Origin of the sequence: Nonomuraea angiospora, assembly GCF_014873145.1 — a bacterium.
GTDB lineage: Bacteria > Actinomycetota > Actinomycetes > Streptosporangiales > Streptosporangiaceae > Nonomuraea > Nonomuraea angiospora.
In genome coordinates this window covers 8855149-8879942 of sequence record NZ_JADBEK010000001.1, presented here as the reverse complement: position 1 = coordinate 8879942, position 24794 = coordinate 8855149, and the positions used below count along the sequence as shown (strand labels likewise).

The 24794-nt window shown below is 70.2% G+C and carries 23 protein-coding genes; 9 read left to right on the top strand and 14 right to left on the bottom strand.

What is annotated here, in order from left to right; translation table 11 throughout:
- The first annotated feature begins 4 nt into the window (after window positions 1-4).
- Window positions 5-1774, top strand: a complete 1770-nt coding sequence (locus H4W80_RS63030; protein ID WP_192789971.1) for a hypothetical protein — start codon at window positions 5-7, stop codon at window positions 1772-1774.
- Window positions 1775-1805: 31 nt separating this feature from the next.
- Here H4W80_RS63030 and H4W80_RS41020 read toward each other — a convergent pair whose 3' ends face one another.
- Window positions 1806-2276, bottom strand: coding sequence for a winged helix-turn-helix transcriptional regulator (locus H4W80_RS41020; RefSeq protein ID WP_192789970.1), 471 nt, complete (start codon window positions 2274-2276; stop codon window positions 1806-1808).
- 81 nt (window positions 2277-2357) lie between these two features.
- Here H4W80_RS41020 and H4W80_RS41015 point away from each other — a divergent pair, with 81 nt between their 5' ends.
- Window positions 2358-3761, top strand: a complete 1404-nt coding sequence (locus tag H4W80_RS41015; RefSeq protein WP_192789969.1) for an MFS transporter — start codon at window positions 2358-2360, stop codon at window positions 3759-3761.
- A gap of 58 nt (window positions 3762-3819) precedes the next feature.
- On the opposite strand, the gene H4W80_RS41010 is transcribed toward H4W80_RS41015, so the two are convergent.
- Together H4W80_RS41010 and H4W80_RS41005 are read right to left on the bottom strand one after the other, a co-directional pair.
- Window positions 3820-4290: an ATP-binding protein gene (locus H4W80_RS41010; protein WP_192789968.1), complete on the bottom strand. Its 471-nt coding sequence runs from the start codon at window positions 4288-4290 to the stop codon at window positions 3820-3822.
- A gap of 215 nt (window positions 4291-4505) precedes the next feature.
- A complete protein-coding gene (locus tag H4W80_RS41005; protein WP_192789967.1) occupies window positions 4506-5420 on the bottom strand; it encodes a CHRD domain-containing protein in 915 nt (304 codons plus the stop codon).
- A 353-nt stretch (window positions 5421-5773) separates the two neighbouring features.
- Between H4W80_RS41005 and H4W80_RS41000 the strand changes: the two genes are divergently transcribed.
- The 5 genes from H4W80_RS41000 to H4W80_RS40980 all read left to right on the top strand — a co-directional run bounded on the left by H4W80_RS41000 (window position 5774) and on the right by H4W80_RS40980 (window position 13023).
- Window positions 5774-7441 carry a DUF1996 domain-containing protein gene (locus H4W80_RS41000; protein ID WP_318787288.1) on the top strand — a complete coding sequence of 556 codons (1668 nt, stop codon included), beginning with the start codon at window positions 5774-5776 and terminating at the stop codon, window positions 7439-7441.
- 77 nt (window positions 7442-7518) lie between these two features.
- Complete coding sequence (locus H4W80_RS40995; protein ID WP_192789966.1) at window positions 7519-8157, top strand: protein-L-isoaspartate(D-aspartate) O-methyltransferase; 639 nt, start codon at window positions 7519-7521, stop codon at window positions 8155-8157.
- 404 nt (window positions 8158-8561) lie between these two features.
- Window positions 8562-9515 (top strand): hypothetical protein, encoded by a 954-nt coding sequence (locus H4W80_RS40990; RefSeq protein ID WP_192789965.1) that lies wholly within the window; start codon window positions 8562-8564, stop codon window positions 9513-9515.
- Between the two features lie 136 nt (window positions 9516-9651).
- Window positions 9652-12357 (top strand): ABC transporter substrate-binding protein, encoded by a 2706-nt coding sequence (locus tag H4W80_RS40985; RefSeq protein WP_192789964.1) that lies wholly within the window; start codon window positions 9652-9654, stop codon window positions 12355-12357.
- A gap of 198 nt (window positions 12358-12555) precedes the next feature.
- Complete coding sequence (locus tag H4W80_RS40980; protein WP_192789963.1) at window positions 12556-13023, top strand: ATP-binding protein; 468 nt, start codon at window positions 12556-12558, stop codon at window positions 13021-13023.
- A gap of 55 nt (window positions 13024-13078) precedes the next feature.
- Here H4W80_RS40980 and guaA read toward each other — a convergent pair whose 3' ends face one another.
- Window positions 13079-14626: a glutamine-hydrolyzing GMP synthase gene (gene guaA, locus H4W80_RS40975; RefSeq protein ID WP_192789962.1), complete on the bottom strand. Its 1548-nt coding sequence runs from the start codon at window positions 14624-14626 to the stop codon at window positions 13079-13081.
- Window positions 14627-14723: 97 nt separating this feature from the next.
- On the opposite strand from guaA, the gene H4W80_RS40970 reads away from it, so the two are divergent.
- Entirely contained in the window at window positions 14724-15674 is a 951-nt protein-coding gene (locus H4W80_RS40970; RefSeq protein WP_192789961.1) for a DUF2207 domain-containing protein, read from the top strand.
- On the opposite strand, the gene H4W80_RS40965 is transcribed toward H4W80_RS40970, so the two are convergent.
- Both H4W80_RS40965 and H4W80_RS40960 read right to left on the bottom strand, forming a co-directional pair.
- Window positions 15665-16486 carry an SDR family NAD(P)-dependent oxidoreductase gene (locus H4W80_RS40965; RefSeq protein WP_192789960.1) on the bottom strand — a complete coding sequence of 274 codons (822 nt, stop codon included), beginning with the start codon at window positions 16484-16486 and terminating at the stop codon, window positions 15665-15667. The two genes, H4W80_RS40970 and H4W80_RS40965, sit on opposite strands and share 10 nt — an antisense overlap.
- An 84-nt stretch (window positions 16487-16570) precedes the next feature.
- Window positions 16571-18064, bottom strand: a complete 1494-nt coding sequence (locus H4W80_RS40960; RefSeq protein WP_192789959.1) for a DUF885 family protein — start codon at window positions 18062-18064, stop codon at window positions 16571-16573.
- Window positions 18065-18143: 79 nt separating this feature from the next.
- On the opposite strand from H4W80_RS40960, the gene H4W80_RS40955 reads away from it, so the two are divergent.
- A complete protein-coding gene (locus tag H4W80_RS40955; protein WP_225963925.1) occupies window positions 18144-18887 on the top strand; it encodes a GNAT family N-acetyltransferase in 744 nt (247 codons plus the stop codon).
- A 140-nt stretch (window positions 18888-19027) separates the two neighbouring features.
- On the opposite strand, the gene H4W80_RS40950 is transcribed toward H4W80_RS40955, so the two are convergent.
- The 8 genes from H4W80_RS40950 to H4W80_RS40915 all read right to left on the bottom strand — a co-directional run bounded on the left by H4W80_RS40950 (window position 19028) and on the right by H4W80_RS40915 (window position 24793).
- A complete protein-coding gene (locus tag H4W80_RS40950; RefSeq protein WP_192789957.1) occupies window positions 19028-20020 on the bottom strand; it encodes a PLP-dependent cysteine synthase family protein in 993 nt (330 codons plus the stop codon).
- A gap of 104 nt (window positions 20021-20124) precedes the next feature.
- Complete coding sequence (locus tag H4W80_RS40945) at window positions 20125-20868, bottom strand: MBL fold metallo-hydrolase (protein WP_192789956.1); 744 nt, start codon at window positions 20866-20868, stop codon at window positions 20125-20127.
- Window positions 20869-21137: 269 nt separating this feature from the next.
- Window positions 21138-21326: a hypothetical protein gene (locus tag H4W80_RS40940; RefSeq protein ID WP_192789955.1), complete on the bottom strand. Its 189-nt coding sequence runs from the start codon at window positions 21324-21326 to the stop codon at window positions 21138-21140.
- The gene (locus tag H4W80_RS40935) at window positions 21327-22415 is read right to left on the bottom strand and encodes an HTTM domain-containing protein (RefSeq protein ID WP_192789954.1); all 1089 of its coding nucleotides are present in this window, start codon (window positions 22413-22415) and stop codon (window positions 21327-21329) included.
- Entirely contained in the window at window positions 22412-23014 is a 603-nt protein-coding gene (locus tag H4W80_RS40930; protein WP_192789953.1) for a DUF5819 family protein, read from the bottom strand. The genes H4W80_RS40935 and H4W80_RS40930 overlap by 4 nt, the downstream gene beginning before the upstream one ends.
- A gap of 349 nt (window positions 23015-23363) precedes the next feature.
- Entirely contained in the window at window positions 23364-23654 is a 291-nt protein-coding gene (locus H4W80_RS40925; RefSeq protein WP_225965798.1) for an SUKH-3 domain-containing protein, read from the bottom strand.
- A gap of 69 nt (window positions 23655-23723) precedes the next feature.
- The gene (locus H4W80_RS40920; RefSeq protein WP_225963923.1) at window positions 23724-24167 is read right to left on the bottom strand and encodes a DUF4265 domain-containing protein; all 444 of its coding nucleotides are present in this window, start codon (window positions 24165-24167) and stop codon (window positions 23724-23726) included.
- A gap of 56 nt (window positions 24168-24223) precedes the next feature.
- A complete protein-coding gene (locus H4W80_RS40915; protein ID WP_192789950.1) occupies window positions 24224-24793 on the bottom strand; it encodes a suppressor of fused domain protein in 570 nt (189 codons plus the stop codon).
- Between the last annotated feature and the right edge of the window lies 1 nt (window position 24794).

Genomic DNA, 24794 nt, shown 5'->3' with positions numbered 1-24794 from the left:
GGCCATGGCCACCGCGAAGCCAAAGCCGTGGGTCGCGATCCCGACCTTCCTGATCATTCAGGCCGTCCTCGCCTGCTGGTGGGCGGCCTTCTACCCCGGGCTGTTCAGCCGCGACTCGGTCCTCTACCTCAGCCACACCGTCGTCGGCCCCTGGGTGAGCGACCACTCGGTGCTCTACGACGCGCTGCTGTCGCTGAGCTTCACCAAGACGGGTGACCTGGGCGCGGTCACGTTCGCGCAGACCACCGCCATGGCGGCGGCGCTGACGTACCTGGCGCAGTCGCTCAAGGCGCTCGGCGCGCCACGACTGCCGACCACGCTCGTGGCCATGCTCATGCCGCTGGCGCCGCCCGTGGGCGCGTTCTCGGTGACGCTGTGGAAGGACGTGCCGTTCACGATCTGCGCGATCGCCGTCGCGGGCGTGTGCGCGCGGATCGCGGCCAGGCGCGCCGTCACCGTGCCCACCCTCGTCGGGCTCGGGCTGCTCTTCACGGCATTGGGGCTGTTCCGGGCGAACGGCTTCCTCGTCGTGGGCGTCGCCGTCCTCGCGCTGCTGGTGATCGTCACGACCATGCGCGTACGGCTGCTGCTCGCCGGCACCTTCGCCGCGGCCCTGCCGCTCGTGCTCACGAACGTCGTCTTCCCGCAGTTCGGCATCATGGCCCCCGCCAAGACGTACGTGTACCACACGGCCTTCGGCGACATCGCGGTGGCGTACCGGGACCGTCCCGAGCTGTTCACCGAGCAGGACAAGGCGTTGATGGCCACCGTGGCGCCGCTGACGCGGTGGTGGGACGGCGGGACCTGCTACACGATCAACCCGCTGATCTGGCGGCGGGACTTCAGCTGGCCGCAGGCCGACGCGCACGCCTCCGAACTGCTCGACCTGTGGAAACGGCTGCTCATCTCCGAACCCCGCATGATCGTCGACACCCGGCTGTGCCGGGGGGCGATCGCGTGGCGGCCCGTGCAGGACGAGTTCGCCGTCGGGGGGATGACGTACCGGTTCTCGCTGCGGCCCAACGCCGACACCTACGTGGGGCCGAACAAGGTGCCCGACTTCCCCGGGCGGTGGGTCTTCTCGCTGCGGCCGCAGTCGTGGGAGCTGAACCAGGTGGCCGATCCGTGGCTGACCGGGGCGCTGGCACCGCAGTACGACTGGGTGCTGTGGCGGGGGGCGTTGTGGGCTTACGTGTCGTACCTGGCCGTGGCGCTGGGGGCGCTGGCTCTGCGGAACCGGTACGTGCTGGGGGTGGCGGCCGTGGTGGCCGGGCAGCAGCTCACGGTGCTGGCCAACATCTCGGCGCAGGACTTCCGGTACATGGCCACGCCCATCTTCGTGGGGGTGCTTCTGGTGCCGTTGCTGTTGGGGGGCGTGGGGCGGTTGGTGGTGGTTTCGGTACGGGGGGCCGGGCGCGCGCTGCGCCGCAAGCCCGCTGAGCCTCGGCTCCCGCTGACGCAGCCCGCCGCGCCCTCACCCGCTTCGGACGGCGCTTCCGCCGCCGCGCCCGAGCCGGATGCGCCGTCGGCGGATGTGCCTTCGGCTCGCGGGCACGCTGGTCGCTCGCCCGAGCCGGGAGCCGTGGACGAGTCGGGAGCCCCCGGGCAGCCGAGCGAGCCGGGTGGCCCCGGTCACCCCGGTGGCCCTGGTGGACCCGGCGACTCCGGTGGGTCCGGCGACTCCGGTAGGTCCGGCGACTCCGGTAGGCCAGGTGGTTCCAGTGGGTCCGCTGGCCCCGGTGGGGCGGTTGGGCCAGAGGGCGATCGGGAGTAGGCCGGATCGGGAGTAGGCCGGTGGGGCGGGCTCAGACGGTGGCGGGGACCCGTCCAGGAGCGGGGACGGAGCCCGGCGTCTCCTGTGCGGCCTGGCGGGCGTCGTACCGCTCCCGGGAGGCGGCCACGCACGTGCTGTGCTTCCGCGACCAGTTGGTGAGCGTCAGCATGGCCTCGTACAGCTCCAGCGCCATCGGCGTGGCCTGGTACTCGACCTTGGGCGGCACCGTCGGATAGACCGTGCGCTCCAGCAGCCCGTCGCGCTCCAGGTTGCGCAGGGTGAGGGTGAGCATGCGGCGGCTGATGCCCTCGATCTCCCGCTCCAGCTCCGTGAACCTCCTCGGCCCGCGGGCGGTCACCACGACGATCTGGATGGCCCACTTCCCGGCGATCTTGTCCAGGATCTCGCGCGGCGGGATGGGGCAGAAGCCCTGCTCGATCATCGCCTGCGCGTCGTCCAGCGTCCTGAGCTGCTCTGGTACAGCGGTGTTCCTCTGGGACATGAAAGTGCCTTCTTCCGGTCGACCTCGATGGTCACACATCATGGCCACTGTTACAAATCGTTCCCTTAGGAAGACTTGGTCATGAAGAACAAATGGGCCGCTTTCTCGCTACTGGCCACCACCCAGTTCGTGCTGATCCTGGATTCTACGATCGTGGGCATCGCGATGCCGCACATGGGTCGTGAGCTGGGCATGAACGCCCAGGACCTGTCGTGGACGACGACGGCGTACTCGCTGGTGTTCGGCGGGTTGCTGCTGCTCGGCGGGCGCCTGTCCGACTACGTGGGCAGGCGCCGGATCTTCATCGCCGGGATGCTGCTGTTCGGCGCGGTGTCCCTGATCGGCGGCGTGGCCGCGTCCGGCGGGCCGCTGATCGCCGTACGGGCCGTGCAGGGGCTGGCCAGCGCCCTGGTGGCGCCCGCCGGGATGTCGCTGGTGATGACGATCTTCAAGGGCGACCCGGCGCTCAACAAGGCGATGGGGCTGTGGGGCGCCGTCGGCGGCATGGGCGCCTCGGCCGGGCTGGTGCTCGGCGGCCTGCTCACCGACTGGTTCGGCTGGCGATCCGTGTTCCTGGTGAACGCGCCCATCGGGCTGGGCGTCGCCGCGCTGGCGCTCGTACTGCTGCCCGCCGCGCGCTCCGCCGAACGGGCCCGCGGCTTCGACGTGACCGGCGCCGTCACCTCGACCGCCGGGCTGGGCCTGCTCATCTACGCCCTGGTGGACGCGGCGGAGGCGGGCTGGACCTCGGCCAGGACGCTCGGCGTCGGCGCCCTCGCGATCGCCCTCATCGTCGCCTTCCTCGCCGTCGAGCACCGCTCGGCCAACCCGCTCGTCCCCCTGAACGTCTTCCGCAGGCGCACGCTCCGCGCGGGCAACGTGATCATGTTCCTGGTGGCCATGGCGATGCAGCCGGTGGCCTTCCTGCTCAGCCTCTACACCCAGCTCGTGCTCGGCTACAGCGCCACCCTGTCGGGCCTGGCGACGCTGGCGATCCCCGCGACGATCGCGCTGACCGCCTCGTTCCTCGGCGGACGCGTGCTGACCAGGTACGGCCTGCGCACGACGGCGGCCGCCGGCATGGCCTTCATCCTGGTGGGCGCGGCGCTCTACCTGCGGGTGGGGGTGCAGGGCGACTACCTGCTGGTCCTGCTTCCCTCCGAGCTGCTGACCGGCTTCGGCTTCGGCCTCCTGATCGGCGCGGTGACCGTCGCCGCCACCTCGGACGCCTCACCGGAGGAGTCGGGGATGGTGTCGGGCCTGTTCAACGTGACGACGCAGGTGGGCATCTCGGTCGGCATCGCGGTGCTGGTGGCCATCGCGGCCGGCGTCGCGGGCGGCTCCCCCGCGCCGGAGGCGCTGGTGTCGGGGTACCGGATGGCGTTCCTGGGCTCGACCGTACTGTCCGCGATCGGCCTGGTGGCGGCGCTCACGATGCTCCCCAGGCCCGCCAGGGATCGGGAGCCGGTGGCGGTGTCCGCCTGACCGCCCCGCCTCGAACAGGCCGGTTCCCACGCGGAACCGGCCTGTCTGCGTTCCGGGCTCAGGCTGCCATCGGCGCGAAGAGGTCGGCTTCGGCTTCGGCGGATGCCGGAAGCTCGAACCAGATGGCCTTGCCGCGCGGGGTGGGGGTGCCGCCCCAGGAGCCGGAGAGCGTGTCGACCAGGAAGAGCCCGCGTCCGCGCTCGGCGTCGAGGTCGACGGTGCGCATGGTGGGCATTTGGGGGTCTTCGTCTTCGACTTCGCAGCGCAGCGAGCCGTTCTCGGCGGAGAGGCCGAGACGGACCTGGCCGTGGGCGTGGTCCAGCGCGTTGGCGACCAGTTCGCTGACGAGCAGCTCCGCGATTTCGATCCGGTCGTCGAAGCCCCAGTCGGTGAGCTTGTCGCGGGTCAACCGGCGTGCGGTGCGCACCGAGCCGAGGTCGGCCGACAGCCACCACGAGGCCGTGCGGCGTGTTGCCGGGCTCTGGCCGGTGGCCGTCGTGTAGATGCTGGTCCGCGAAACGCTGTTCATTGCCCTTGCACCCCGTCTGGCAGCTGAGGTGGCTGCCGTCCGGTTCCCTTCGGCCCTCTCTTCGGGTGAGCGTGGATTGCTCACACCACGAGCATGCCTCGGCGAGCTACCTGGATAAGAGGTGAAAAATCCCCATATAGGCACCTAATCGGGACTACGTAGGTACCTACCGGATGCTCTGGACGGCCTGAGCATCCGCACCTTCCGGTGCGCCGCTACCAGCCGCCGTTGTGGAGTTGGCCGCGCACCGCGCCGCCGGGGAACTCCGCGGTGTGCAGGTTGACGTACCAGCCCTTGGGGTTGCGCCTGATTCCGTCGGCGACCTTGGCCGAGGCGGTGCCGGTGCCGGCGATGCCGTTGACGCCGGGCGGCAGGCCGTTCTCGGCGGCGAAGAAGTCCACGACCACCGGGCCGTTCTTGCCCTTGACGCCGCGGTGGACGTGGCCGTTCGTCGGCGGGGCGACGCGGTTCCAGGCGGTGGCGAAGTGGACCTTGGTGCCCTTCACCCAGACGAGCCACGCGGCCCGCCCGTCCTTGTCGCCGACCTTGGTGCCGGGCGCGGGCACTTCCTGGCGGCCGTCGGCCAGCGTGGTGAGCGTGTGGTGGGACGAGCCGGCGGCCAGCACCGAGTTGAGCGAAACGGGGCGTACCCGGTGCAGCTGGGCGCGGACGGCGCCGCCGGGGAACTCGCCCGTGTGCAGGTTGGCGTACCAGCCCTTGGGGTTGTTCGCGATCCTGGCGAGCAGGCCCGAGTCCTTGACCGTGACGGTGCCCTTGACGGCGCTGAGCGAGGCGGGCAGCGCCGCGCCGAAGAACGGGATCTTGACGTCGCCGTTCTTGCCGGCCTTGCCCCGGTGGATGTGGAACGCGGTCGGCGCGGCCACCTTCTGCCACCGGATCGCGTAGTCGACCTGCTGTCCGTGGATGCGGAACACGGCGATCGCGCCGCCGTCGCGGTCACCCACCTTCGCGCCGGGGGCGGGCACCTCGTTCTTGCCCAGCAGCGTCGCCGCCAGATAGACGTCGGTGCTCGACCGCGTGTCCGCCTGTGCCATGGCCGGGAGGGCGGAGGCGGCGATCAGCGCGGTGGCGAGCGCGAGGCCGGAGGCGGTGAGGATGCGCTTCGTCATGATTGACCCTTTCAGTTGCCTCAAGGTGAGGCTGGGAGCGGTGTTCGACGCCCGGTTGTACGACCCGCGTCTCGCGCCGGGTTCAATCCGCGAATGTGTATAAATACGCATTCGCGCTGGTAGGAGGCGGTCTGGCGGCCCCTGCCGGGCGCATGCCGGTGAACCCTCCCGTGAGCACCCCCGTACCTGTCGAAGATCGGACTTTCCTTGCCCACGACAAAACCGGAGGGAGTGGTCGCATGTGGAGTCCATCGGGGGAACGACGATTCAGGCCGTGGTTGGGGGCGGCTTGCCTGAGCGGAGGCGTCGCGCTCGTCCTGTCTGGCTCTCCGCCGTACGAGCGGACCGGGACGGTGGATCTCTATCTGAGCACGGTCGCGGCTGAGGGCATCGTCTGCCCGAACGTGGCGGAGAAACTGCCCGACGTCCCGGCCGCCGCCAAGGCCGAGGTCGACCGCAACCTCGCCCAACTCGACAAACAACTCCAGGAGGCCAACGACCGGCTCGCCACCTCGGCAGGAGAAGGAGGCCCCAACTTCATCCAGAACGCCATCCTCGGCCCACTCACCGACAAACGCGCCGCCGCCATCGACCGCATCTCCATAGCCATCGGACGCGTCGCCGAACGCCCCACCGGCCTCGACGACCTCGCCGGCTGCTCGCTCGGCGATTCCACCGCGCCGCCTCAGGAGGCCACCCCCACCGACCAGGCCACCCCTGGCCCATCGGACCAAGCCACCCCGTCCGACCAAGTCACCCCACCGGAACAGACCACCGCACCCCCGGCGACCGGGTCCGCCACGCCCGACCCCGGCGGTGGTCAGAGCGCGGATCCGGCCGCGCAGACCATCGTCTGCCCGAACGTGGCCGACAAACTGCCCGACGTCCCGGCCGCCGCCAAGGCCGAGGTCGACCGCAACCTCGCCCAGCTCGACAAACAACTCCAGGAGGCCAACGACCGGCTCGCCACCTCGGCAGGAGAAGGAGGCCCCAACTTCATCCAGAACGCCATCCTCGGCCCACTCACCGACAAACGCGCCGCCGCCATCGACCGCATCTCCATAGCCATCGGACGCGTCGCCGAACGCCCCACCGGGCTCGACGACCTCGCCGGCTGCTCGCTCGGCGACGCCCAGAACCCGGCGGAGGCCGGGCTGTCGGCCGACGACTTCGTCGACATCCGTGACGTCCCCAAGGCGGAGCAGCCGCAGGCAGGCGAGAACGCCTCCACCGGCACGTACGCCTCCCAATGCGGCACCAACCGCGAGGGTCACTCCAACACCGACAACCTCATCCTCGCCCCGGGCATGTCGGACGGGGCCCAGCTCAGGCAGGACTACGTGGGCAACACGTCCACGGACGCGTTCTCGACCAACGAGAGCCTGGCCGCCGCGGACACCACCTGCCGCACCGGCGACGACCGGTCCGCCTACTTCTGGCCGACCCTGCGCGTACGCGGATCCGACGACGCATCCGCGGCCGGGGGCGACACGAACAACGCCGGCACCCCCGTACAGCCGACGTCGGTGAAGCTGGAGTACCGCGGCAACCTCACCTCGGAGGTGACGGCGGCGCCGCGGTTCCTCAGGATGGTCTCCGGCGACGCCAGGGCGGCCACCAACGGCGCTGAGAACGCCCGCCCGACGTTCACCTGCACGGGCTTCACCGACCGGCTGACCGACAAGTATCCGATCTGCCCCTCCGGCAGCGACCTGGTCCGCGTCTTCGACATGCCGAGCTGCTGGGACGGCCAGAACCTCGACAGCGCCGACCACCGCACGCACCTCGTCTTCCCTGACGAGACCGGCGCCTGCCCCAGCGGCACCGAGGCCGTGCCGCAGCTGCGGATGACGCTGACCTACGACGACGTGCCCGCCTCGGGAGACGTCCCCTACGCGGTGGACGGGTTCGCGAGCGAGCAGAACGACCCGAGCACCGACCACGCCGGCGCCATCGGCGTGATGTCGCAGCGGCTCATGAACACCGTCGTCCGCTGCGTCAACAGCGGCAAGGACTGCTGACACCGACAGCATCGAGTCCGGCCTGTGGGGAAGCAGGTCAGCATGGCTCGGAGCAGCGCGTCGGCGGGTGACCGCCGATGGAGTTCGAGACGCTGGTGAAGGCCGCCCAGTGGGCCGGGGTGGAAGATCCCCGGCTGCTGGCGGCCCTCGCCACCACACCGCGCGACCGGTTCGTGCCGCCGCGTCACGTCGGCCGCGCCCCTTTCGACGAACCGATCCCGATCGGCCACGGCCAGCCCACCTCGCAGCCGTCCCTGATCGCGCAGATGATCGACGCCCTGCGGCTGTCGGGCGCGGAGACGGTCCTGGAGATCGGCACCGGGTACGGCTACCAGACCGCCCTGCTCGCCCGCATGGCCCGCCGCGTGTACTCGATGGAACGCCACGCCGACCTGGCCCGGCACGCGCGGGCCAACCTCGCCGCGGCCGGGGTGAGCGGCGCCGAGGTGCTCGTCGGCGACGGCACTGCCGGCCTGCCCGAGCACGCGCCCTTCGAGGCCGTCGTCGTGTCCGCCACGGCCCGTACGGTGCCCGCCCCGCTCGCCGAGCAACTCGCCGAGGGCGGGCGGCTGGTCATGCCGATCCACGAGGAGCTGGGTGAGACCGTCGTGCTCTTCGGCAAGCGGCACGGCCGCCTGGTCCAGGAGCGCCTGCTGACGCCCGCCCGGTTCGTCCCCCTGATCGGCGAACACGCGGACGACCCACCCTGCCGGTGAATACGTCACGACGCGAATGCCGGTAAATGTGCGAGTCAGCGAAAACGCCGCGCGCTCGTGGCAGCTTCGGACGACTTGCAGGCATATATCGGCATCAAGGGGGTTCTGTCGCGGCTGCGCCCTCTCGACCGCTACGGTATGGGGCTGAGCACCGCCTCCAAAGGCGGCGACCTCGGACGATCAGCGAAGATCAGGGGAACATTTCGAGGGAAGTTGAAGTAACGACTGCGGCGTCGCCGCGTCCCCCTACTCTTGCCGGGATCCCGGCATGCCCGCTTTGAGGGCTTTGTGCTGGATCGCCATTCGGGCGATCGGGATGGGACCAATCAGCACCGCCCTCCAGCGGCCCATGATCTTGCAATAACCCCCGTAATCCTTCAAACAGGCATGGATTCCGATTTATCATGACTTATCAGTCTTACCCGTTAGACCAGCCGATTCCGGCTCAGCCGCCTACGCCGGACGCTCCCCCGGCCGAGCCCGTCAAGGCGACGACAGAGGCCGAGGAGGACAGCGGCGGCGTCCTCGACGTACTCGAGAAGATCGGCTCGGTGGTGGTGCCGGCCGGTGTCACGCTGTACGCGCTGCTCTACATGGGCTTCAAGGAGATGTACAGCGTCTTCGGCATCACGCCCGAGCAGGCCGGCATGGACCAGTCCGTGCTCTTCGGGCGGCTCCTGGGCACCCTGCTGCCGCTGGTGCTGATCAGCGCCTCGTTCATCGGCCTGGTCATCGGACTGGGCTGGCTGCTCGACCTCATCACCCGCGGCTGGGCCGGGCGCGTGTTCCAGGCCGTCCGCAAGCGCCCGTGGATCGTCGCCGTGATGGCCGCGATCTGGGCCGGTCTGTCCTACCTGGGCTTCCTCTACTACGTGTACACCGCCTCGGGAGAGCACCTGGGGGGCGGTGAGGTCGTCTTCGCGATCCTGCTGGGCTTCCTGGCCTACGTGGTGCCCTTCCGGCTGCTGCGCCGCAGGTCGATCGGCCGCGCCGGGATGAAGGTCCTGATCGGCGCCTTCACGGGGGTCGGGCTGGGATACCTGCTCATCATCCAGATGGTCTTCGGCGCCGTGCAGGTGCAGGAGACCGGGCAGGCCAACGCCCTGCTCGACAGCCTCGGCTTCCAGGACCAGTGGGCCAGGCTCCAGGACAGCAGCGGCAAGACGCTCTACGACGGGCGCTGGATGATGCTGCTGGGCGAGTTCGAGGGCGGATACGCCTTCTACGACTGCGACAAGCTGATGACCTTCCGCAAGTTCTCGGAGAGCACGATCCTGATCGACATCCAGCTCGACCCCGACCGGGAAAAGGGCTTCACCTGCGGCACGCTCGCCGACAAGGACAAGAAGACCGGCTGACCCCGGAACCCCCGTCCTGTACGGCGGGCGCCGCCGCCGTACAGGACATTTCCCCAAACCCCGTTACGACGCGGTCACGAGGGGTTAAAGTCCAACCCACTCGCGGGCGCAGGGAATGACGAGGATGGGGGCCGAAGTGGCTCAGCACCTGAACGCGGCGCTGGCGGAGCTGGTGATCCTCCGTCGGTTCCGCCGGAGGAAGGTCCGCTTCGGCCGCCGGACCGGGCCTCTGGTCTTTCAGCTCGAACCCCCGGACGACCACGCGGACGACCACGCGGCCGGTCTCGAGGCGATCCGGTCGTGGCCCGCGGAGTACTACGAAGAGTATTCGAGCGTCCTGCCGATCAACGAGCCGTGCAAAGCGCCGCCGAACGCCGGCCTGTCGCAGTTCGCGGCGGAACTGCGGGCCGTCGCGCACAGGTTGTCGCGTCCCGCCTACCGGCTTCCCCTCGTCTTCCCCCGCTTCGAGGCCGCGTACGCGCTCGTGGACTGGGATCTCCGCGACCCGGAGCAGAAGCGCCTCGCCGAGCTGGGCGAACTGGACGCCGAGCTGGAGGAGAAGGTCAAGCAGGCGATCGACAGGGCCCGCCAGAAGATCCTTCGCGAGGTCCGCAAGGCGATCAAGAAGGTCGTCACCAACTCCTACCTCGGAAACCTGGCGAGCGGCATCGTCGGCCTGGTGATCGGCATATTCGGCGCTTTCCGGGTCCGCGCCCACTGGACCCTGCGCTGGTACCGGAAGAAGGCGTTCAGACGGCCGCTGGGGACCACCGAGGAGCTCGTCAGGGAGCTGCGCCGGCTGCTGATCGAACCGGGCGACGAGCCGTCCGGGAACCACGTGGACGAGAAGGAGCTCCTGCTCGTCAAGGCCCTGCTGGCGGACATCGACGCGCACCACGGGCTTCTCCGCCGGCTCAACCGGGTGCGCCGTCCCGTCATCCTCCTGCCCGACGTCGACCTCGTCCCGGCGCGGCGCAAGATCAGGGACACCCTCCTCGCCGCCTACGATCACGGATCCCGCGGCCTGCGCGTCCATCCCGTCGTCGTGGCGACCTCGGCGCGGGGCGGAGCACCGGTCGCGAGAGGGGCCAACCCGGCCGTCTCTCCGGGCGAACTCGCCAAGGAGATCCCGGCGCTGTTCGCCCGGCGGAAAGAGGCCATCGAGAACATCATCGCCGGCGGCGCCGAGCAGGTGCCCAGCCGGCTGCTGCCGGTCACCCTGGGATCAGGTCCGGCGCCGAAGCCGCCCCGCAGGGGGCCGGGGCCGCTGACCCTCACCACCGAGATGTCCGCTCTCGCGGGCGTGCTGGTTTTCCTGGCGTACGCGGTCATACTCCCGCCGCCGGAGCCCGCGAGCTGCGGCGAAGGGCTCGTGGTGATGGGCGGCGACTGCATCGGCGTGTCGGACGGCACCGGCGTGCTCATGCCGGAGCTCGACGGCATGCCGGCGGTCTTCGCGCGCATCGAGGCGGAGAACAACCGGATCGCGGCGAAAGCGTACGCCACCGTGGCATTGATGATCCCCCTGCAGTCGGACATCCCGGCCGTGCGCCGGCAGATCCTGAGCGAGGTGCAGGGCGCCTACCTGGCCCAGCTGCAGGCCAACGCCCCCGACGCGGCGAAGCCTCCGATCCGCCTCGTCCTCGCCAACCCCGGCCGTGACTACCGGTACTGGCAGCGGACCGTGAACTACCTCACCGAGAGGGAGCCGCGGCTCCGCGTCGTGGCCGGGTTCAACCTCAGCCTGACCAGCACGTGGGACGCGATGCACCACCTGACGAAGGACCTGGGCATCCCCGTCGTCGCCGGCCTGGTCACCTCGAGCGATTTCGCCAATCCGGAGACCCAGGACCGCACTCGGGACCCGTTCCCCGGCCTGGCCCGCGTGGTCTCGACCACCAAAGAGCAGGCCGAGGCGCTGCTCAAGTCCGACCCGAAGCTGGCGGGCGCCGAGAGCGCGCTCGTCGCGGACACCCGGCCCCTGGACAACTACGACAAGTCGCTGCGCGACGCCTTCACCGAGGCCCGGAAGGGCAAGAAGGGCACCGGGGTCCAGGACATGACGTACGAGTCACCCGGCCTCGAGGAGCCCGGCCGCACGCCGAACCGGTTCCAGGACTTCGCCTTGAACATCTGCCAGTCGAACGCCCGTTTCGTCTATTTCGCCGGCCGCGCCTACCATCTGAAGCTCTTCGTCAAGACGCTGGCGAACACCTACTGCTCCGGCAAGAAGTCGTACACCGTGATCACCGGCTCCGACGCGACGACCCTCGACAGCCGCCTGGACGCCGAGGACCTCGAACTCATCCGGGGCGACCCGGGCGGCGGCAGGCCCTCCGTGTCCGTCGAGTACGCCGCCCCCGCCCACCCCGGCGCCTGGAACGTCGAGGTGGAGAAGTGGTGGCGGAAGAACACCCGCGAAGGCTCCAAGCCGAAGCGGGAAGACCTCCCGCGCTATCTCGCCGAGCCTCAGGAGTCCCTGGCACGACTCCAGCGCCTCATCGCCACCGCCAAGATCGGCCCTGTGGCACTCGAGGACGGGCGTACGATCGTCACCCACGACGTGGTCCTGACCGCCTACCGGGCCCTGGCGAAGGCGGTCGCGATCAGCGCCACCGAGGTCCCTACCCGGCAGGACGTCAAGGACGTCCTCGCCGACCTGCACGCCGCCTACCGGATTCAGGGCGCGAGCGGCCTGATCTGCCTGACCGGCGCGGGCAACCCGTACGACAAGGCCCTGCCGGTCGTCCGCCTGGACCCGGCCTCGGGAAAGCTGACGTTCAAGGGCGTCGCCTGGCCGGAGGGGAAGCCTCCGAACAACAACTGCGTCGTGCCCCAGTAAGGCACTTTCGTCCCAGAAAGCCTCCCCAGCCCCTGCCGTGGGCTGCCTACGTACGTGAAATAGGTACCTATACGGGGAGTTTTCACCTCTTCCTGCGGCACCTCACTGAGGCATTCTCGATGGTGTGAGCAACCCAGGCTCACTGAACGAAAGGCAAGGAAGAGGACCCGCTCGGGGTAGGAAATGAACAGGCTTTCGATGAGCAGCTTCCTGACTGCGGTGACCGGCCGCCGCCAGACCACGTGCCGCACGGCCTCGTGGTGGCTCTCGCCTGAGCTCGCCTCGGTGTGCGCCGCCCGCCGGCTGACCCGTGAGAAGCTCGCCCATTGGGGCCTCGACGACCAGGTGGAGACGGCGGAGCTGCTCGTCAGCGAGCTGGTCGGCAACGCGGTGGAGCACGCGTACGGGCCGGTCCGCCTCAGCTTCTCCGCCGAGGACGGCCTGCTGCGCTGCGAGGTCGAGGACGAGAACCCCGACCTGCCGCACCTGCGCGTCGTCGACGCGGACGCGGAGAGCGGGCGCGGGCTGTTCCTCGTCGACGTGCTGTCCTGCTGCTGGGGCGGCGAGCGTACGGCGCGCGGCAAGGCCATCTGGTTCGAGCTGCCGGCGTGCGACCGCACCGAGACCGGCACCCCCATCGGCGCCCTCGCCCCGGTCGCCGCCTGAGCCCCGAAAACCTCCCGAGCCCCCGAGCCCTTTCGCCCCGGCTAGCGACCCGCTGCTACTCCCACTCGATGGTGCCCGGAGGCTTGCTCGTCACGTCGAGCACCACCCGGTTGACCTCCCGGACCTCGTTGGTGATCCGGGTCGAGATGCGCGACAGCACGTCGTAGGGCACCCGAGCCCAGTCGGCCGTCATCGCGTCCTCGGACGTCACCGGCCGCAGCACCACCGGGTGCCCGTACGTGCGCCCGTCCCCCTGCACCCCCACCGACCGCACATCGGCCAGCAGCACCACCGGGCACTGCCAGATCTGCCGGTCGAGGCCGGCCCGGGACAGCTCCTCGCGGGCGATCGCGTCGGCCTCGCGCAGCAGGTCCAGGCGCTCGCGGGTGACCTCGCCCACGATGCGGATCCCGAGGCCGGGGCCCGGGAAGGGCTGGCGCCAGACCATCGCGGACGGGAGCCCCAGCTCCTCGCCCGCCCGGCGCACCTCGTCCTTGAAGAGCGCGCGCAGCGGCTCGACGAGCTTGAACTGGAGGTCGTCGGGCAGGCCGCCGACATTGTGGTGGGACTTGATGTTGGCGGTGCCGGTGCCGCCGCCCGACTCCACCACGTCGGGGTAGAGCGTGCCCTGGACCAGGAACTCCACCGGCCCGTCGGCCATGATGGCGCGCTGCTCGTCCTCGAAGACGCGGATGAACTCGCGGCCGATGATCTTCCGCTTCTCCTCCGGGTCGGAGACGCCCTCCAGCGCCTTCAGGAAGCGGTCGGCGGCGTCGACCACGCGCAGCTTCACGCCCGTGACGGCCACGAAGTCGCGCTCCACCTGCTCGGCCTCGCCCTTGCGCAGCAGGCCGTGGTCGACGAAGACGCAGGTCAGCCGGTCACCGATGGCGCGCTGGACGATCGCGGCGGCCACCGCGGAGTCGACGCCGCCGGACAGGGCGCAGATCGCGCGGCCGTCGCCGACCTGGCGGCGCACGGCGTCGATGGAGTCTTCGACGATGTTGAGCATGGTCCACGACGGACGGCAGCCGGCGGCGTCGAGGAAGTGCTTGAGCACCACCTGGCCGTGCTCGGAGTGGAGCACCTCCGGGTGGAACTGCACGCCGTAGAGGCCGCGCGCGGGGTGCTCGAAGGCGGCGACCGGGGTCTCGCCCGTCGAGGCGGTCACCGTGAAGCCCTCGGGGGCGGCGGCGACGCTGTCGCCGTGTGACATCCAGACCGTCTGGGCGGCCGGCAGCCCGGCGAAGATCACACCCTCGTTGAGCACCTCCAGCGCGGTGCCGCCGTACTCGGCCACGCCCGTGCGGGCCACCTCGCCGCCCAGCGCCTGCGCCATGGCCTGGAAGCCGTAGCAGATGCCGAACGTGGGCACACCCGTCTCGAACAGCCCGTGCGGCACCGGCGGGGCGCCTTCGGCGTAGACCGAGGAGGGGCCGCCGGACAGGATGATCGCCTTGGGGTTCTTGGCCATCATCTCCTCGACCGGCATGGTCGAGGGCACGATCTCGGAGTAGACGTGGCACTCGCGCACACGCCTGGCGATGAGCTGCGCGTACTGTGCGCCGAAGTCGACCACCAGCACTGTGTCGAATTCAGACACCGTGAGAACCCCCCAAAGGCGAAATGCGGTGACTACAGTCTATCGGCCTCGTGCATTACGCCTGGCCTGCCACCGGCACTCGTGCTAACACAGAACAATGGATCTTGCCTGGCCGGTGACCGCGTGGGCCCTGTGGGCCGCCACGCTGGCCGCCGCCTTCAAGGTGTCCAGCCGCGACCGCCCGCGGGCGGCGCCGCGACACGAGGCGCCACCGGCCGTCGTCGAGCTGTTACGCGGCATGCGGGCCCAGGAGGTGTTCCACTCGGCGCTGTTCGAGCTGGCCGGGCGCGGGTGGCTGACGATCGAGGACGATCGCCTCTCGCCGGCGCCCCTGAGGCAGGAGCCGCTCCTCCCGTACGAGCGATGGGTCCTGGAACGGGTGGTCGCCCGCCTGGCGGGCAAGCCGTACGCGCCCGTCATGGCGGTCATGCCCGAAGGGTCCGAGCTGGACGGCGGCCTGATCCCGCTGGTCCGGCAGACCGCCATCGATCTGGGCCTGGCGCGGCGGCGCTGGCCGACCATGATCGTTCCGGTGCTCCTGGCCGCCGGGCTGTTCATCCCCTGGTACGCCACCATCTCCGCGGCCGGGCTGTCGTGGCCGGGGATGATCGCGACGATGGTCTCGTTCGTGGCCGGGGTGGGGCTGCTCATGGCGGGGCGGGGGTTCCTGCTGACCCCGGCCGGGCGGGAGGTCGCCGGGCCGGAGGCCGAGCCGACGGACCCCGGGCAGGAGTGGATCTTCACGGGCAGCGGCTGGCACGGCGCCGAGATCGAGCCGCCCGGGTCCGCCGCGCCGGGCCCCAAGCGGCAGGAGGTCTCCGGTTACGTCGTCAAGCACTGGGCCGTCGCCGACCCGGACCCCGGGACGGCGAGCGGCAGGTGCGCCTACTACGTGGCCGTGCACGACGGCAGCTCGGAGAAGGCCAGGTCGTTCCTGGTCACGCAGGGCCTCTACCAGGACGTGCTGCCAGGCGACCACGTCCGGCTGCTGGTCAGGCCGCACAGCGGCACGGTGGTGCGGGTGCTGGCCCACGAACGTCACTGGTAGGGCGGCAGGTTCCCGGTGAGCAGGGTCTCGGTCTGCAGGCGCAGCCGGGCGGCGTACCGGGGATCGGTCAGCACCAGGAACCGCTCCTCGCGGATGGCCGCCACGACCAGGCCGGCCACCTCGGCCGGCTCGATGCCGCGCTCGGCCGCCCGGCCGACCCGTTCCCGCGCGTCCACCTCGTCCTGGGTGGGGGTGGCGACCGGCCCGGCCGGGCGGACGCGCTCGGAGTCGGCGATGCGGGTCCTGACCGCGCCGGGGCAGAGCGCGGTCACCCGGAGTTTGGCGCCCGTGGCGGCCAGGTCTTCGGCCAGGGCCTGGGAGGCGGCCATCGCGGCGTGTTTGGTGACCGCGTACCCGCCCGATCCCGGCGTGGTGAACAGCCCGGCCACCGACACCGTGTTGACGATGTGCCCCTCGGTGTCCTGCTCGATCATGCGCGGGACGAACGCGTGGATGCCGTGGAGCACGCCCCACAGGTTCACGCCCAGCAGCCAGGTGAAGTCCTCCTCGCCGCGGGTCCACATGCGGCCGCCCTGGAAGACGCCGGCGTTGTTGCAGAGGACGTGCACGGCGCCGAGCTCGCCGAAGCAGCGGTCGGCCAGGTGCCGTACGGCCGCCGCGTCGGAGACGTCGGTGACCTGCGTGAGCACCTTGCCGTCGCCTGCCTGGCGGGCCGTCTCGGCGAGGCTGCCGGGATCGACGTCGGCGAGCATCAGCGTCATGCCCTCGGCCGCGAACCTGAGCGCCAGCGCCCGCCCGATGCCGCTGGCCGCGCCGGTCACCACGGCGACCTTGCCTGAGAGCTCCCGCACAGGATCATCCTCCCCTCGCTCGTGATCGACGCTACCCGACCTGCCGCCGCCGACCCAGGGCCGTGCGCGGACTCCGGCTGAGATCTAGAGGATGCGGTCGATCAGGCCCAGGGGCGGCGAGCCGAGGTCGAGCAGGGCCTTGTGGTAGCGCTGCAGGCTGAAGTCCGCGCCCCACTCCGCCCGCGCCCGCTCCCGCAGGTCGAGGATGAGCAGCTTGCCCCAGGTGTAACGCCCGTACGTCGGGTCGAACGTCGCCCGCCTGGCCTCCGACAGCGCGGCCGGCCCGGCCAGGTGCGTGTCGGACTCGAAGCGCCTGGCGCCCTCCTCGACCGTCAGCTGCCCGGTGTGCACGCCGATCGCGCAGGCCAGCCGGGTGACGCGGAGCAGCGCCTCCACCCAGACACCGATCTCGAACCGCGGGTCGTCCGGCTCGAAGCCCTCCTCCACGCACAGCTCCTCGGCGTAGTGCGCCCACCCCTCGATGAAGGCGAGGGACTGCAGGAGCCTGCGCACGTCCGACCCGGCCCGCCGCAGGGCGCGGGCGTGCGAGAAGTGGCCGGGCGCGACCTCGTGCACGTTGATCGCCGGCAGCGTCGCGTGGCTGAAGACCTCCAGCCACTCCTCCTGGTCCTGCTTCGGCCAGGACGGGTCCGGCGGCGTGATGTAGTACCAGGACGGGCCCTCGGGCTCGCCGGGCGAGTTCCACGCCATCATGGCCATCGCCCAGCGGCGCGACTCGGGCGCCAGCCCCACCAGGCACTCGCCGTCGTGGTAGGGCACGAGGTCCTTCTCGCGGGTGAACGCGATGGCCTTCTCCGTGCCGATCCGCGCCGCCTCGATGACCCCGTCGGGGTCGGGATGGTCCTTGACCAGCTCACGTACCACGTCCAGCGGCGCCCGGTCCCGCTCCCCCAGCTTGGCGCAGGACTCGGCGAGCAGGCCCATCAGCCGGTCCCGCTCGGCGTCGGCCCGCTCGGCGAGCCTGCCCAGGTCGACGGGCAGCCCCTCGGCCGTGCCCATGAGCCTGGCCAGCGCCTCGCCGCCGAGCGCCGCGTCGGGGTCGCCCTCGGCCGCGGCCCGCTCGACGTGCGCCACGAGCAGGCTGTGCGCCTTGAGCGCGGCCTCGTCGGTGACCCCGGCGGCCAGTCCCTTGGTCGCGGCGAGCAGGGACTGCGCGACGGGGGCCGGGACCTGGTCGAGCGAGGCGATCGCCTGGTCCACCGCCTCGGGCCAGAGCGCGAGATGGGCCGCCTTGGCCGCCTCGCGCTCCTCCTCGGGGGCGTAGTCGCGGTCGTAGCAGGCGAGGTCGAGGTTCGAGAGGTGGATCAGCGGGTTCTTGCGATGCAGCTCCAGCTCGCCGAACTGAGTGCGCAGGCTCTCCTCGAACACCTGTAGGTGCTCGGCGTCGTGCGCGTCCGCGGGCAGCGGCCCCTCGCCGAGCCGCGCCAGCCCGGACCGCACGCCCGCGGGCGAGAGGTCCTGGATCCGGCCGTCGTACTCGTGCCTGCCGCCGCCCTCGCGCGCCTCGGCCACGATCAGGTCGGTGATGGCTCGCAGCCTGGCGTCAAGTTCTGTCATGCGGCCGACGCTAGCGCACACCTTTCGCCCTATTTTATACAAGCGCGTACCGGTCGGCCGTAATGTGAGAATGTTTCTCATGGCCCTCAAGATCACGACGCTCGCGGAGCGTCCGGAGTTCGCGCCGTCGCTGTTCGAGATGGACCATACGTGGCACGATTTCGTGCTCGAGGATCCGATCGCGGACCTGTTCTATCCGTTCGCCACCACGACCTACGCCGACTACGTGCTCGTGGCCGACTCCGAGGAGGAGCCGGGACGGCTGGCGGCGCGGGCGTGCATGATGCCGTTCCTCTCCAGCGGCCCCGAGCTGCCCGACGACGGGTGGGACGGCGTGATCAGGTACGGCTGGCTGGCCCGCGAGCGCGGCGAGCAGCCTGACAGCATCTCCGCCCTGGAGATCTCCGTCCGCCGCGACCTCCAGGGGACGGGGCTGTCCTCCCTGATGCTCGCCGCCATGCGCGAGCGCGCCGCCGGCCTCGGCTACCGCGAGCTGGTGGCGCCGGTCAGGCCCAACAACAAGCACCTCGAACCGCGCACCCCCATGGCCGAGTACGCCTTCAGGACCCGCGCCGACGGCCTGCCCCATGACGCCTGGTTACGCGTGCACGTGCGGGCGGGCGGGAAGATCGTCAAGGTGGCGCCGCGCTCGATGGTCGTCTCGGGCACGCTGGCGGAGTGGCGGCAGTGGACGGACCTGCCGTTCGACCGGCCGGGCCCGGTGGAGGTGCCCGGCGCGCTCACCCCGGTGCACTGCGACGTGGAGCAGGACCACGCCGTCTACGTCGAGCCCAACGTCTGGGTCAGCCACCCTCTGGTCTGAGGTCGAGCCCGACGTCCGGGTCAGCCACCCTCTGGTCTGAGGTCGAGCCCGACGTCCGGGTCAGCCACCCTCTGGCCTGAGGTCGAGCCCGACGTCCGGGTCAGCCACCCTCTGGCCTGAGGTCGAGCCCGACGTCCGGGTCAGCCACCCTCTGGCCTGAGCGCGACCCGGCGCCGCAGCTCATCGGCGTACGGCCCGGCGTCCAGCCCCTTGGCGGCGGCCCACGCCTCATCGTGATAAGTCGCCAGATGCCGGTCGGCGGCATCGCCGACCAGCGACACCACGGTGCCGCTCTCGCCCCTGGCCCGCATGCGCTCGACCAGCTCCAGCGCCGCCCAGAGCGCCGTGCCCGACGAGCCGCCCACCGCGAGCCCCGTGACCGCCCTGAGGTGCCGGGCCGCCGCCACGCTCGCCGCGTCGGGCACCGGGATGACGAGGTCGACGAGGTCGGGCCGGAACCCCGGCTCGACGCGGGGCCGCCCGATGCCCTCGATCCGCGACGGCATCCCGGTCGCGTAGTCGGGCACGTCGAGCGTCCATCCCGGGAAATATGCCGAATTATCGGGATCGGCCACCGCGACCCGGCAGGGAACGTCGTGCTCGCGGACCCACCGCCCGAGCGTGGCGGAGGTGGCCCCCGTGCCCGCGCCCGTCACCACCCAGTCGGGCCGCACCTGGGCGAACAGCTCCTCCCCCAGGTCGTGCTCGGCCGCCCGGCCGAACTGGTCGAGGAAATGGCCCGGGATCCCGCGCGCCGCGTCGTAGATCGCCAGTGGCGGCGTCACGAACCTGCACTCCCCGCCCAGCGCCTCCACCGCCCTGGCCCGCGCCTGGCTGCGCTCGCCCGGCATGACCACGATGTACGGCAGCCCGAGCCGCCGGGCGAACCAGGCCTGCGCGACGGCCGCGTTGCCGCCCGTGGCCTCCACCACGGTCGTGCCCTCGCCCACCAGCCCGTCGAGGACGGCCTGCCGGAACAGCGCCCTGGCATGCCGGTGCCGCAGGCTCCCGGTCGGCTGCGCGGACTCGTCCTTCAGCAGCAGCCTGATCCCGGGCGCCTGGACCGGGAAGTCGATCAGCGGGGTGGGCTCCCCCGCCGCCAGCACGTCGAGGGCGCGCGCGTTCCAGCTCACGGCTCCACCCTGCCAGGCCGGGCCCGGCCGGGGCGACGCCGTTCGCCACGAGCCGACCGATCCAGCGCGCGGCGGATGGGGGTGCCGCCGCCCGGATCGGGCGGTCAGGGGATCTGGGTGCTTTCGCCCGGAGCCAGCAGCCGGAGCCGGTCGCCGAACCCGGCGAACGCCTTCTCCACGGTCTCCCGCCCCTGCGTGAAATGCGCCCAGTGCTCGAAGTGCAGCGGCACCACGTGCCTGGCCCCCAGGATCTCGGCCGCCGTCACGGCGTCGTCGCTGGTCAGCGTCAGGTAGCCGTCCACCAGCGGCGTACGCGCCCCGCCCGCGAACAGCAGCGCGACGTCCACGGGGCCGAACCGCCCGGCGACCTCCCGTACGACGTCCAGCGAGGCGTTGTCCCCGCTCACGTAGACGGTCGGCAGCCCGTCACCCCCGAGCACGAACCCGGTCACCTCGCCCACCAAATGCTCGGTCCCGTCGGGCCCGTGCTGGGCGGGGACGCCGGTCACCCGCAGCCCGTCGCCCACCGTGACGGACGTCCAGTTGGGCAGCGCCCGCACGGAGGCCCCCAGCCGCCCGGCCGCCGACCCGGTGGAGAGCACCAGCGGAACGGACGCCAGGTAGTCCCGCCCGGCCCTGTCGAGGTTGTCCGGGTGCTGGTCGTGGGAGAGCAGCACCGCGTCCACGGCCCCGAGCCCCTCCGCCCCGAGGGCGGGGCCCTCGGTCTTGGTGAGCGCCCTGTTCCCGATCGGGTAGTCGCCGGGCGGGTCGAACGTGGGATCGGTCAGCAGGCGCACCCCGCCGAGCTCCAGGACCGCCGTCGGCCCTCCGAGATAACGAATCTCCATGAAAACCAAGGACACCGGCTCAGGACCGCTTATTCCGCGGGGAACCCCCTGATGATCCGCCCGGTCGGCCGGTGGCAGAGCGCGCGGAAGTCGGCCTCGTCCATCCCGATCCGCCCGCTCAGGTACTGCTGGACCAGCCCCTGGCGCTCGACGTGATCGTCATCGCCGTCTCCAGCGGATCGTCCTCGCGCAGCCGCCCCGTACGCATGCCCTCCTCCACGAGCCCGGCGACGACGCTTGACGGCGGCCCCTGCCCGTCACGGAAGTCCTCAGGGAACCGCCACGCCCCCGCCCAGGCGTCGGGAGACGAGGAACCGGTACAGGTGGCGGCTGCCGAGCGCGAAGCCGAGAAAGTCGTCGAGCGCCGCCGCCATCCGCTCCTCCAGCCCGCCGGAGGAGACGCGACCGGTCCAGGCGGCGGCCAGCACTGCGATCGCTCCCGTATACAGCGTAGACACCTACGGCTTCTCCAGGACCAGCGGCTGCTCCGGCCGTACGGCCACCGGAACCCCACCGTCGGCCCCGCCGCGCCGTCGCGACCGCACCCACCGGTACGCCGCCTTCACCACCCGTCCGGCCCGCTGATACGTGGCCCCCCTGACGAACAGCAGGTCAGAGGTGATCATGATGAGCGAGAACGACGACAGCCCCATGAACAGGCCGATCCCCAGGTGCATCCCGGTCACGGCGACCAGCCCCAGCCGCCTGCTGATCGGGTTGAGCATCAGCAGCGGGAAGGCCACCTGCACGAGCACGGCGGCGTACGTGCCGGCCGTCACGAACAGATCGTTCTCGTACACGAGCCGGCTCAGCCACGGGAACGGCTGGAACTCCTCGACCTGGAGCGTGTAGTAGAGCGCGGTCCCCTCCTGCCACATCTCGCCGCGCACCTTGAGCAGCCCGGCGTTCATGTAGAGGATGCTGACCTGCAGCAGGCACGCCAGCAGGGCACTGTTGTGCAACACCGTGACCAGCCGCCACCGCACGCTGTCCGGGGCGGGAACCCACCCCTTGCGCGCCAGCCGCCGCGCGTCCAGCGACCACCGCCCCGAGAGCTGGGCGAAACACGCGTAGATCAGCACGAGCTGCATGATGTTGTCGCCGCCGTCGAGGATCCACGGCTCCCGCTCGTGCCACGACCACACCATGACGGCGAGCAGCGGCGTGACGAACCGCGTGCGCCACCCGACGACGAACGCCACGACGATCACGATGAACAGGTGGTAGACCACTTCGAAGTACGGACCCGAATCCGAGAACGCGAAGACCGAGAACGTCTCGTCCCCGGCGAGGTCCTCCTTCAGCAGCTTCGGCGTCCAGGGCGACTCCGGCCCCCACAGCACCCGCCGATCAACGTAGTTGACCAGCAGATGCGCCAGCAGCACCAGCCCGTAGCCGATGCGCAGCACCGCGAGCCCGTACAACCCGTACCGGACCCCGCTGACCCGCTCCAGCAGCTCCCACCCGCGCCCGGCCAGCTCCCGAGCCCGCTCCCGGCCCCGCTCCCGCACCTGCGCCGTCACGCCGCTCATTCGTGCGAGTCTCATTCGTGCGCGTCCTTCCACAGCCGTACGGCCTCAGCGCTCACCGGCGCCGGCGCCCACCACGGAAAGTCCCCGTAGGTCTTGTCGATCTCGGCGTCCTGGTCCTCCCAGCGCGGAATCACCTGATCGCTCACCCGCACCTGCACCGCCGTCACCCCGTCACCCCACTTGGCCCGCGCCGCCAGCGTCGCGATGACCGTCATGTGCTGGATCGCCTGCGCCTGGAACTCCTTGTCCGGCTCCTCCGCGGGCTCCTCCTCGGCTTCTTCCTCCTCCTCGGTCCCCTCCGGCATCACCGGCTCGACGTCCGCATCCGTCATCATCTGCCGCGCCCCACCGACCAGCCGCGCCACCCGGGAGGCGAACAGCGTCCCGCGGGCCTTGTCCAGCTCGGGCTCGATGATGTCGATGTAGCCGGTGTGCCGCTCCCAACCGCTCGGATCCTTGACCTTGGCACGGACGAGGACGCGCGGGTTGTAGTCAATGGGGTCGGGGGCGAACAGCTCCCAGTTCTGGCCGAAGTAGGGGTCGATGTATGCGTCGACCACCGAGGAGGTGCGGTCGTAGACCGGGTTCCAGGGGGCGACGTAAAGAAAGGTCACCGCGAAGTGAAAGGCCAGGACCAGCCCACATGCGAAACATCCGCCGACGACTGCTCCCCGTCTCCAGCCGGATAAGGCGGATAGACCCTTCCGCCCTCCGCGCGCCGCAGCGCCTTCGTCACTGAACTGTTCGGACATCACACTCTCTCATGCGGCGCCGGCCTTCTTTGAAGGGCAGGCGAATGACGCAGGAATTGCGGTTCCCCTGGAGCCCTTATTGAGGTGCCGCAAGCTTCTCTGCCTTGACACCAGTGATCAGACGTTCCAGCCCTTCGTCCATCCTGCCGACCCGGAAGGCCCAACCACTGAGCAGATACATTATCCCCTCCTCATCGATAGCAAGGAAGAATTACCCGCCGAGCTCACCGACCGGGCAGAACCTGCGGAAGAACATCGCTGACAGCTCCGAGAACCTGCCTTTTTCTCCTCTCGTCAGCTCCGGGTCGATTTCAAACGGCTCGCGAGCAACCGTTATCCCGGGCCCTCTGACATCCACCCTCAGGCCGCCGAACTCGCAGAGGAATTTCTCCGCCGCAGCATGCCAATCAAACATGGGCATGGACGCCTGCCAGGGTTCGATGTCGATCCGCCTGCCGGGGAACCAGCCGGAGCGACGCAATACCTGTTCCACCTCTGGCATGAACTTCAATGCCTCACCTCGCCTTACATCCGAGGCTGCCGTAGTAGCGTTTCGCAACGCTCCGGGCAATCACGGGAAGCTTTCGAACTGCCGGCGATGGACGTTCGAGACGGCACTCTCCTGAAGCCCGATCTTGCCTGCGCTCTTCAATCCCAGAAGGCTCTGCCGAAGGGCGCGATAGTCAGCCTCCGCAGGAATGTCGATCGCAAGGAGCGACGAGAAACGGCCCGACTCCCACGTGCATCCCGCAGCGCTCACCAACTCCTGGACTTCGGCCCGCACGTCCACACCCGTCAAGATCACGCGAACCGCCGAATGCTCGGACTCCGAGATCAGCCTCTCGAACACCAACTCCCGCCGGCCATGGTCGGGGCGCACACGAACTATATCGCCGTAGGCGATCTCGCTCGCGAATAAGGGAGTGTTGACTATCTTGACCGCATACTTGATGTCCACCTTCTCACCCCAGAAGCGCTCAACGGAAACCGGCGGCCAATCCCCCGCCTCCTCCAAGTCGGAGGCTATCTAGAACAGCTTCCGCCGCTCGGCGGGCGGAGGGGCCATCGGCATCAGACGATCTCGCCGCGGCGGAGATCCAGGAGATCCGGGGCGCGCGCGACGAGTTCGCCTTCGAACGCCGGGTAGCCGAATTTCTCGATGTACCGAATCTCCATAGCTCCGACTGGCACCAGCCATACCACCGCGACATGGCAATCGTTCTCCACCACAACCGATTTGAACGGGGGATCGAAGTACACCGGTAGTGCAGCATAGAGCCCCACCATGGCACTATCGGGACGCAACGGTCCGGGCAGCCGCACGACCTCGCCACGCAGGATCGCGGTTTCCTCGCGCAGCAGACGTGCGGCCAGCGCGGTCAGAGCGCTCGGCAGGGAGTCATCGGTGTCATCCCGTTGATATTCGCACGCGATCAACTCCATATGCAGCCCTCGTGGAGCGGATCGCGACTGCAGCGGTACATTGCTCAGACCGATCGAGGCGTAAGAGACCACTCCCTGCAATTGCCCGTTGGCGAAGCGAGCGATGGAGAGGGACCCGCCCTCCGGCAATCCGGCAATCCGCCGGCCACCCTCCATCACCCCAAGTCGCCGTTCCAGATGATCGATCAGAATCGGCATT

Bases quoted from the DNA above. Each gene is read 5' to 3' on its own strand.
- H4W80_RS63030 (WP_192789971.1), top strand. From the start codon at position 5: ATGGCCACCGCGAAGCCAAAGCCGTGGGTCGCGATCCCGACCTTCCTG.
- H4W80_RS41020 (WP_192789970.1), bottom strand. From the start codon at position 2,276: ATGTCCCAGAGGAACACCGCTGTACCAGAGCAGCTCAGGACGCTGGAC.
- H4W80_RS41015 (WP_192789969.1), top strand. From the start codon at position 2,358: ATGAAGAACAAATGGGCCGCTTTCTCGCTACTGGCCACCACCCAGTTC.
- H4W80_RS41010 (WP_192789968.1), bottom strand. From the start codon at position 4,290: ATGAACAGCGTTTCGCGGACCAGCATCTACACGACGGCCACCGGCCAG.
- H4W80_RS41005 (WP_192789967.1), bottom strand. From the start codon at position 5,420: ATGACGAAGCGCATCCTCACCGCCTCCGGCCTCGCGCTCGCCACCGCG.
- H4W80_RS40995 (WP_192789966.1), top strand. From the start codon at position 7,519: ATGGAGTTCGAGACGCTGGTGAAGGCCGCCCAGTGGGCCGGGGTGGAA.
- H4W80_RS40990 (WP_192789965.1), top strand. From the start codon at position 8,562: ATGACTTATCAGTCTTACCCGTTAGACCAGCCGATTCCGGCTCAGCCG.
- H4W80_RS40980 (WP_192789963.1), top strand. From the start codon at position 12,556: ATGAGCAGCTTCCTGACTGCGGTGACCGGCCGCCGCCAGACCACGTGC.
- H4W80_RS40970 (WP_192789961.1), top strand. From the start codon at position 14,724: ATGGATCTTGCCTGGCCGGTGACCGCGTGGGCCCTGTGGGCCGCCACG.
- H4W80_RS40960 (WP_192789959.1), bottom strand. From the start codon at position 18,064: ATGACAGAACTTGACGCCAGGCTGCGAGCCATCACCGACCTGATCGTG.
- H4W80_RS40955 (WP_225963925.1), top strand. From the start codon at position 18,144: ATGGCCCTCAAGATCACGACGCTCGCGGAGCGTCCGGAGTTCGCGCCG.
- H4W80_RS40945 (WP_192789956.1), bottom strand. From the start codon at position 20,868: ATGGAGATTCGTTATCTCGGAGGGCCGACGGCGGTCCTGGAGCTCGGC.
- H4W80_RS40935 (WP_192789954.1), bottom strand. From the start codon at position 22,415: ATGAGACTCGCACGAATGAGCGGCGTGACGGCGCAGGTGCGGGAGCGG.
- H4W80_RS40925 (WP_225965798.1), bottom strand. From the start codon at position 23,654: ATGCCAGAGGTGGAACAGGTATTGCGTCGCTCCGGCTGGTTCCCCGGC.
- H4W80_RS40915 (WP_192789950.1), bottom strand. From the start codon at position 24,793: ATGCCGATTCTGATCGATCATCTGGAACGGCGACTTGGGGTGATGGAG.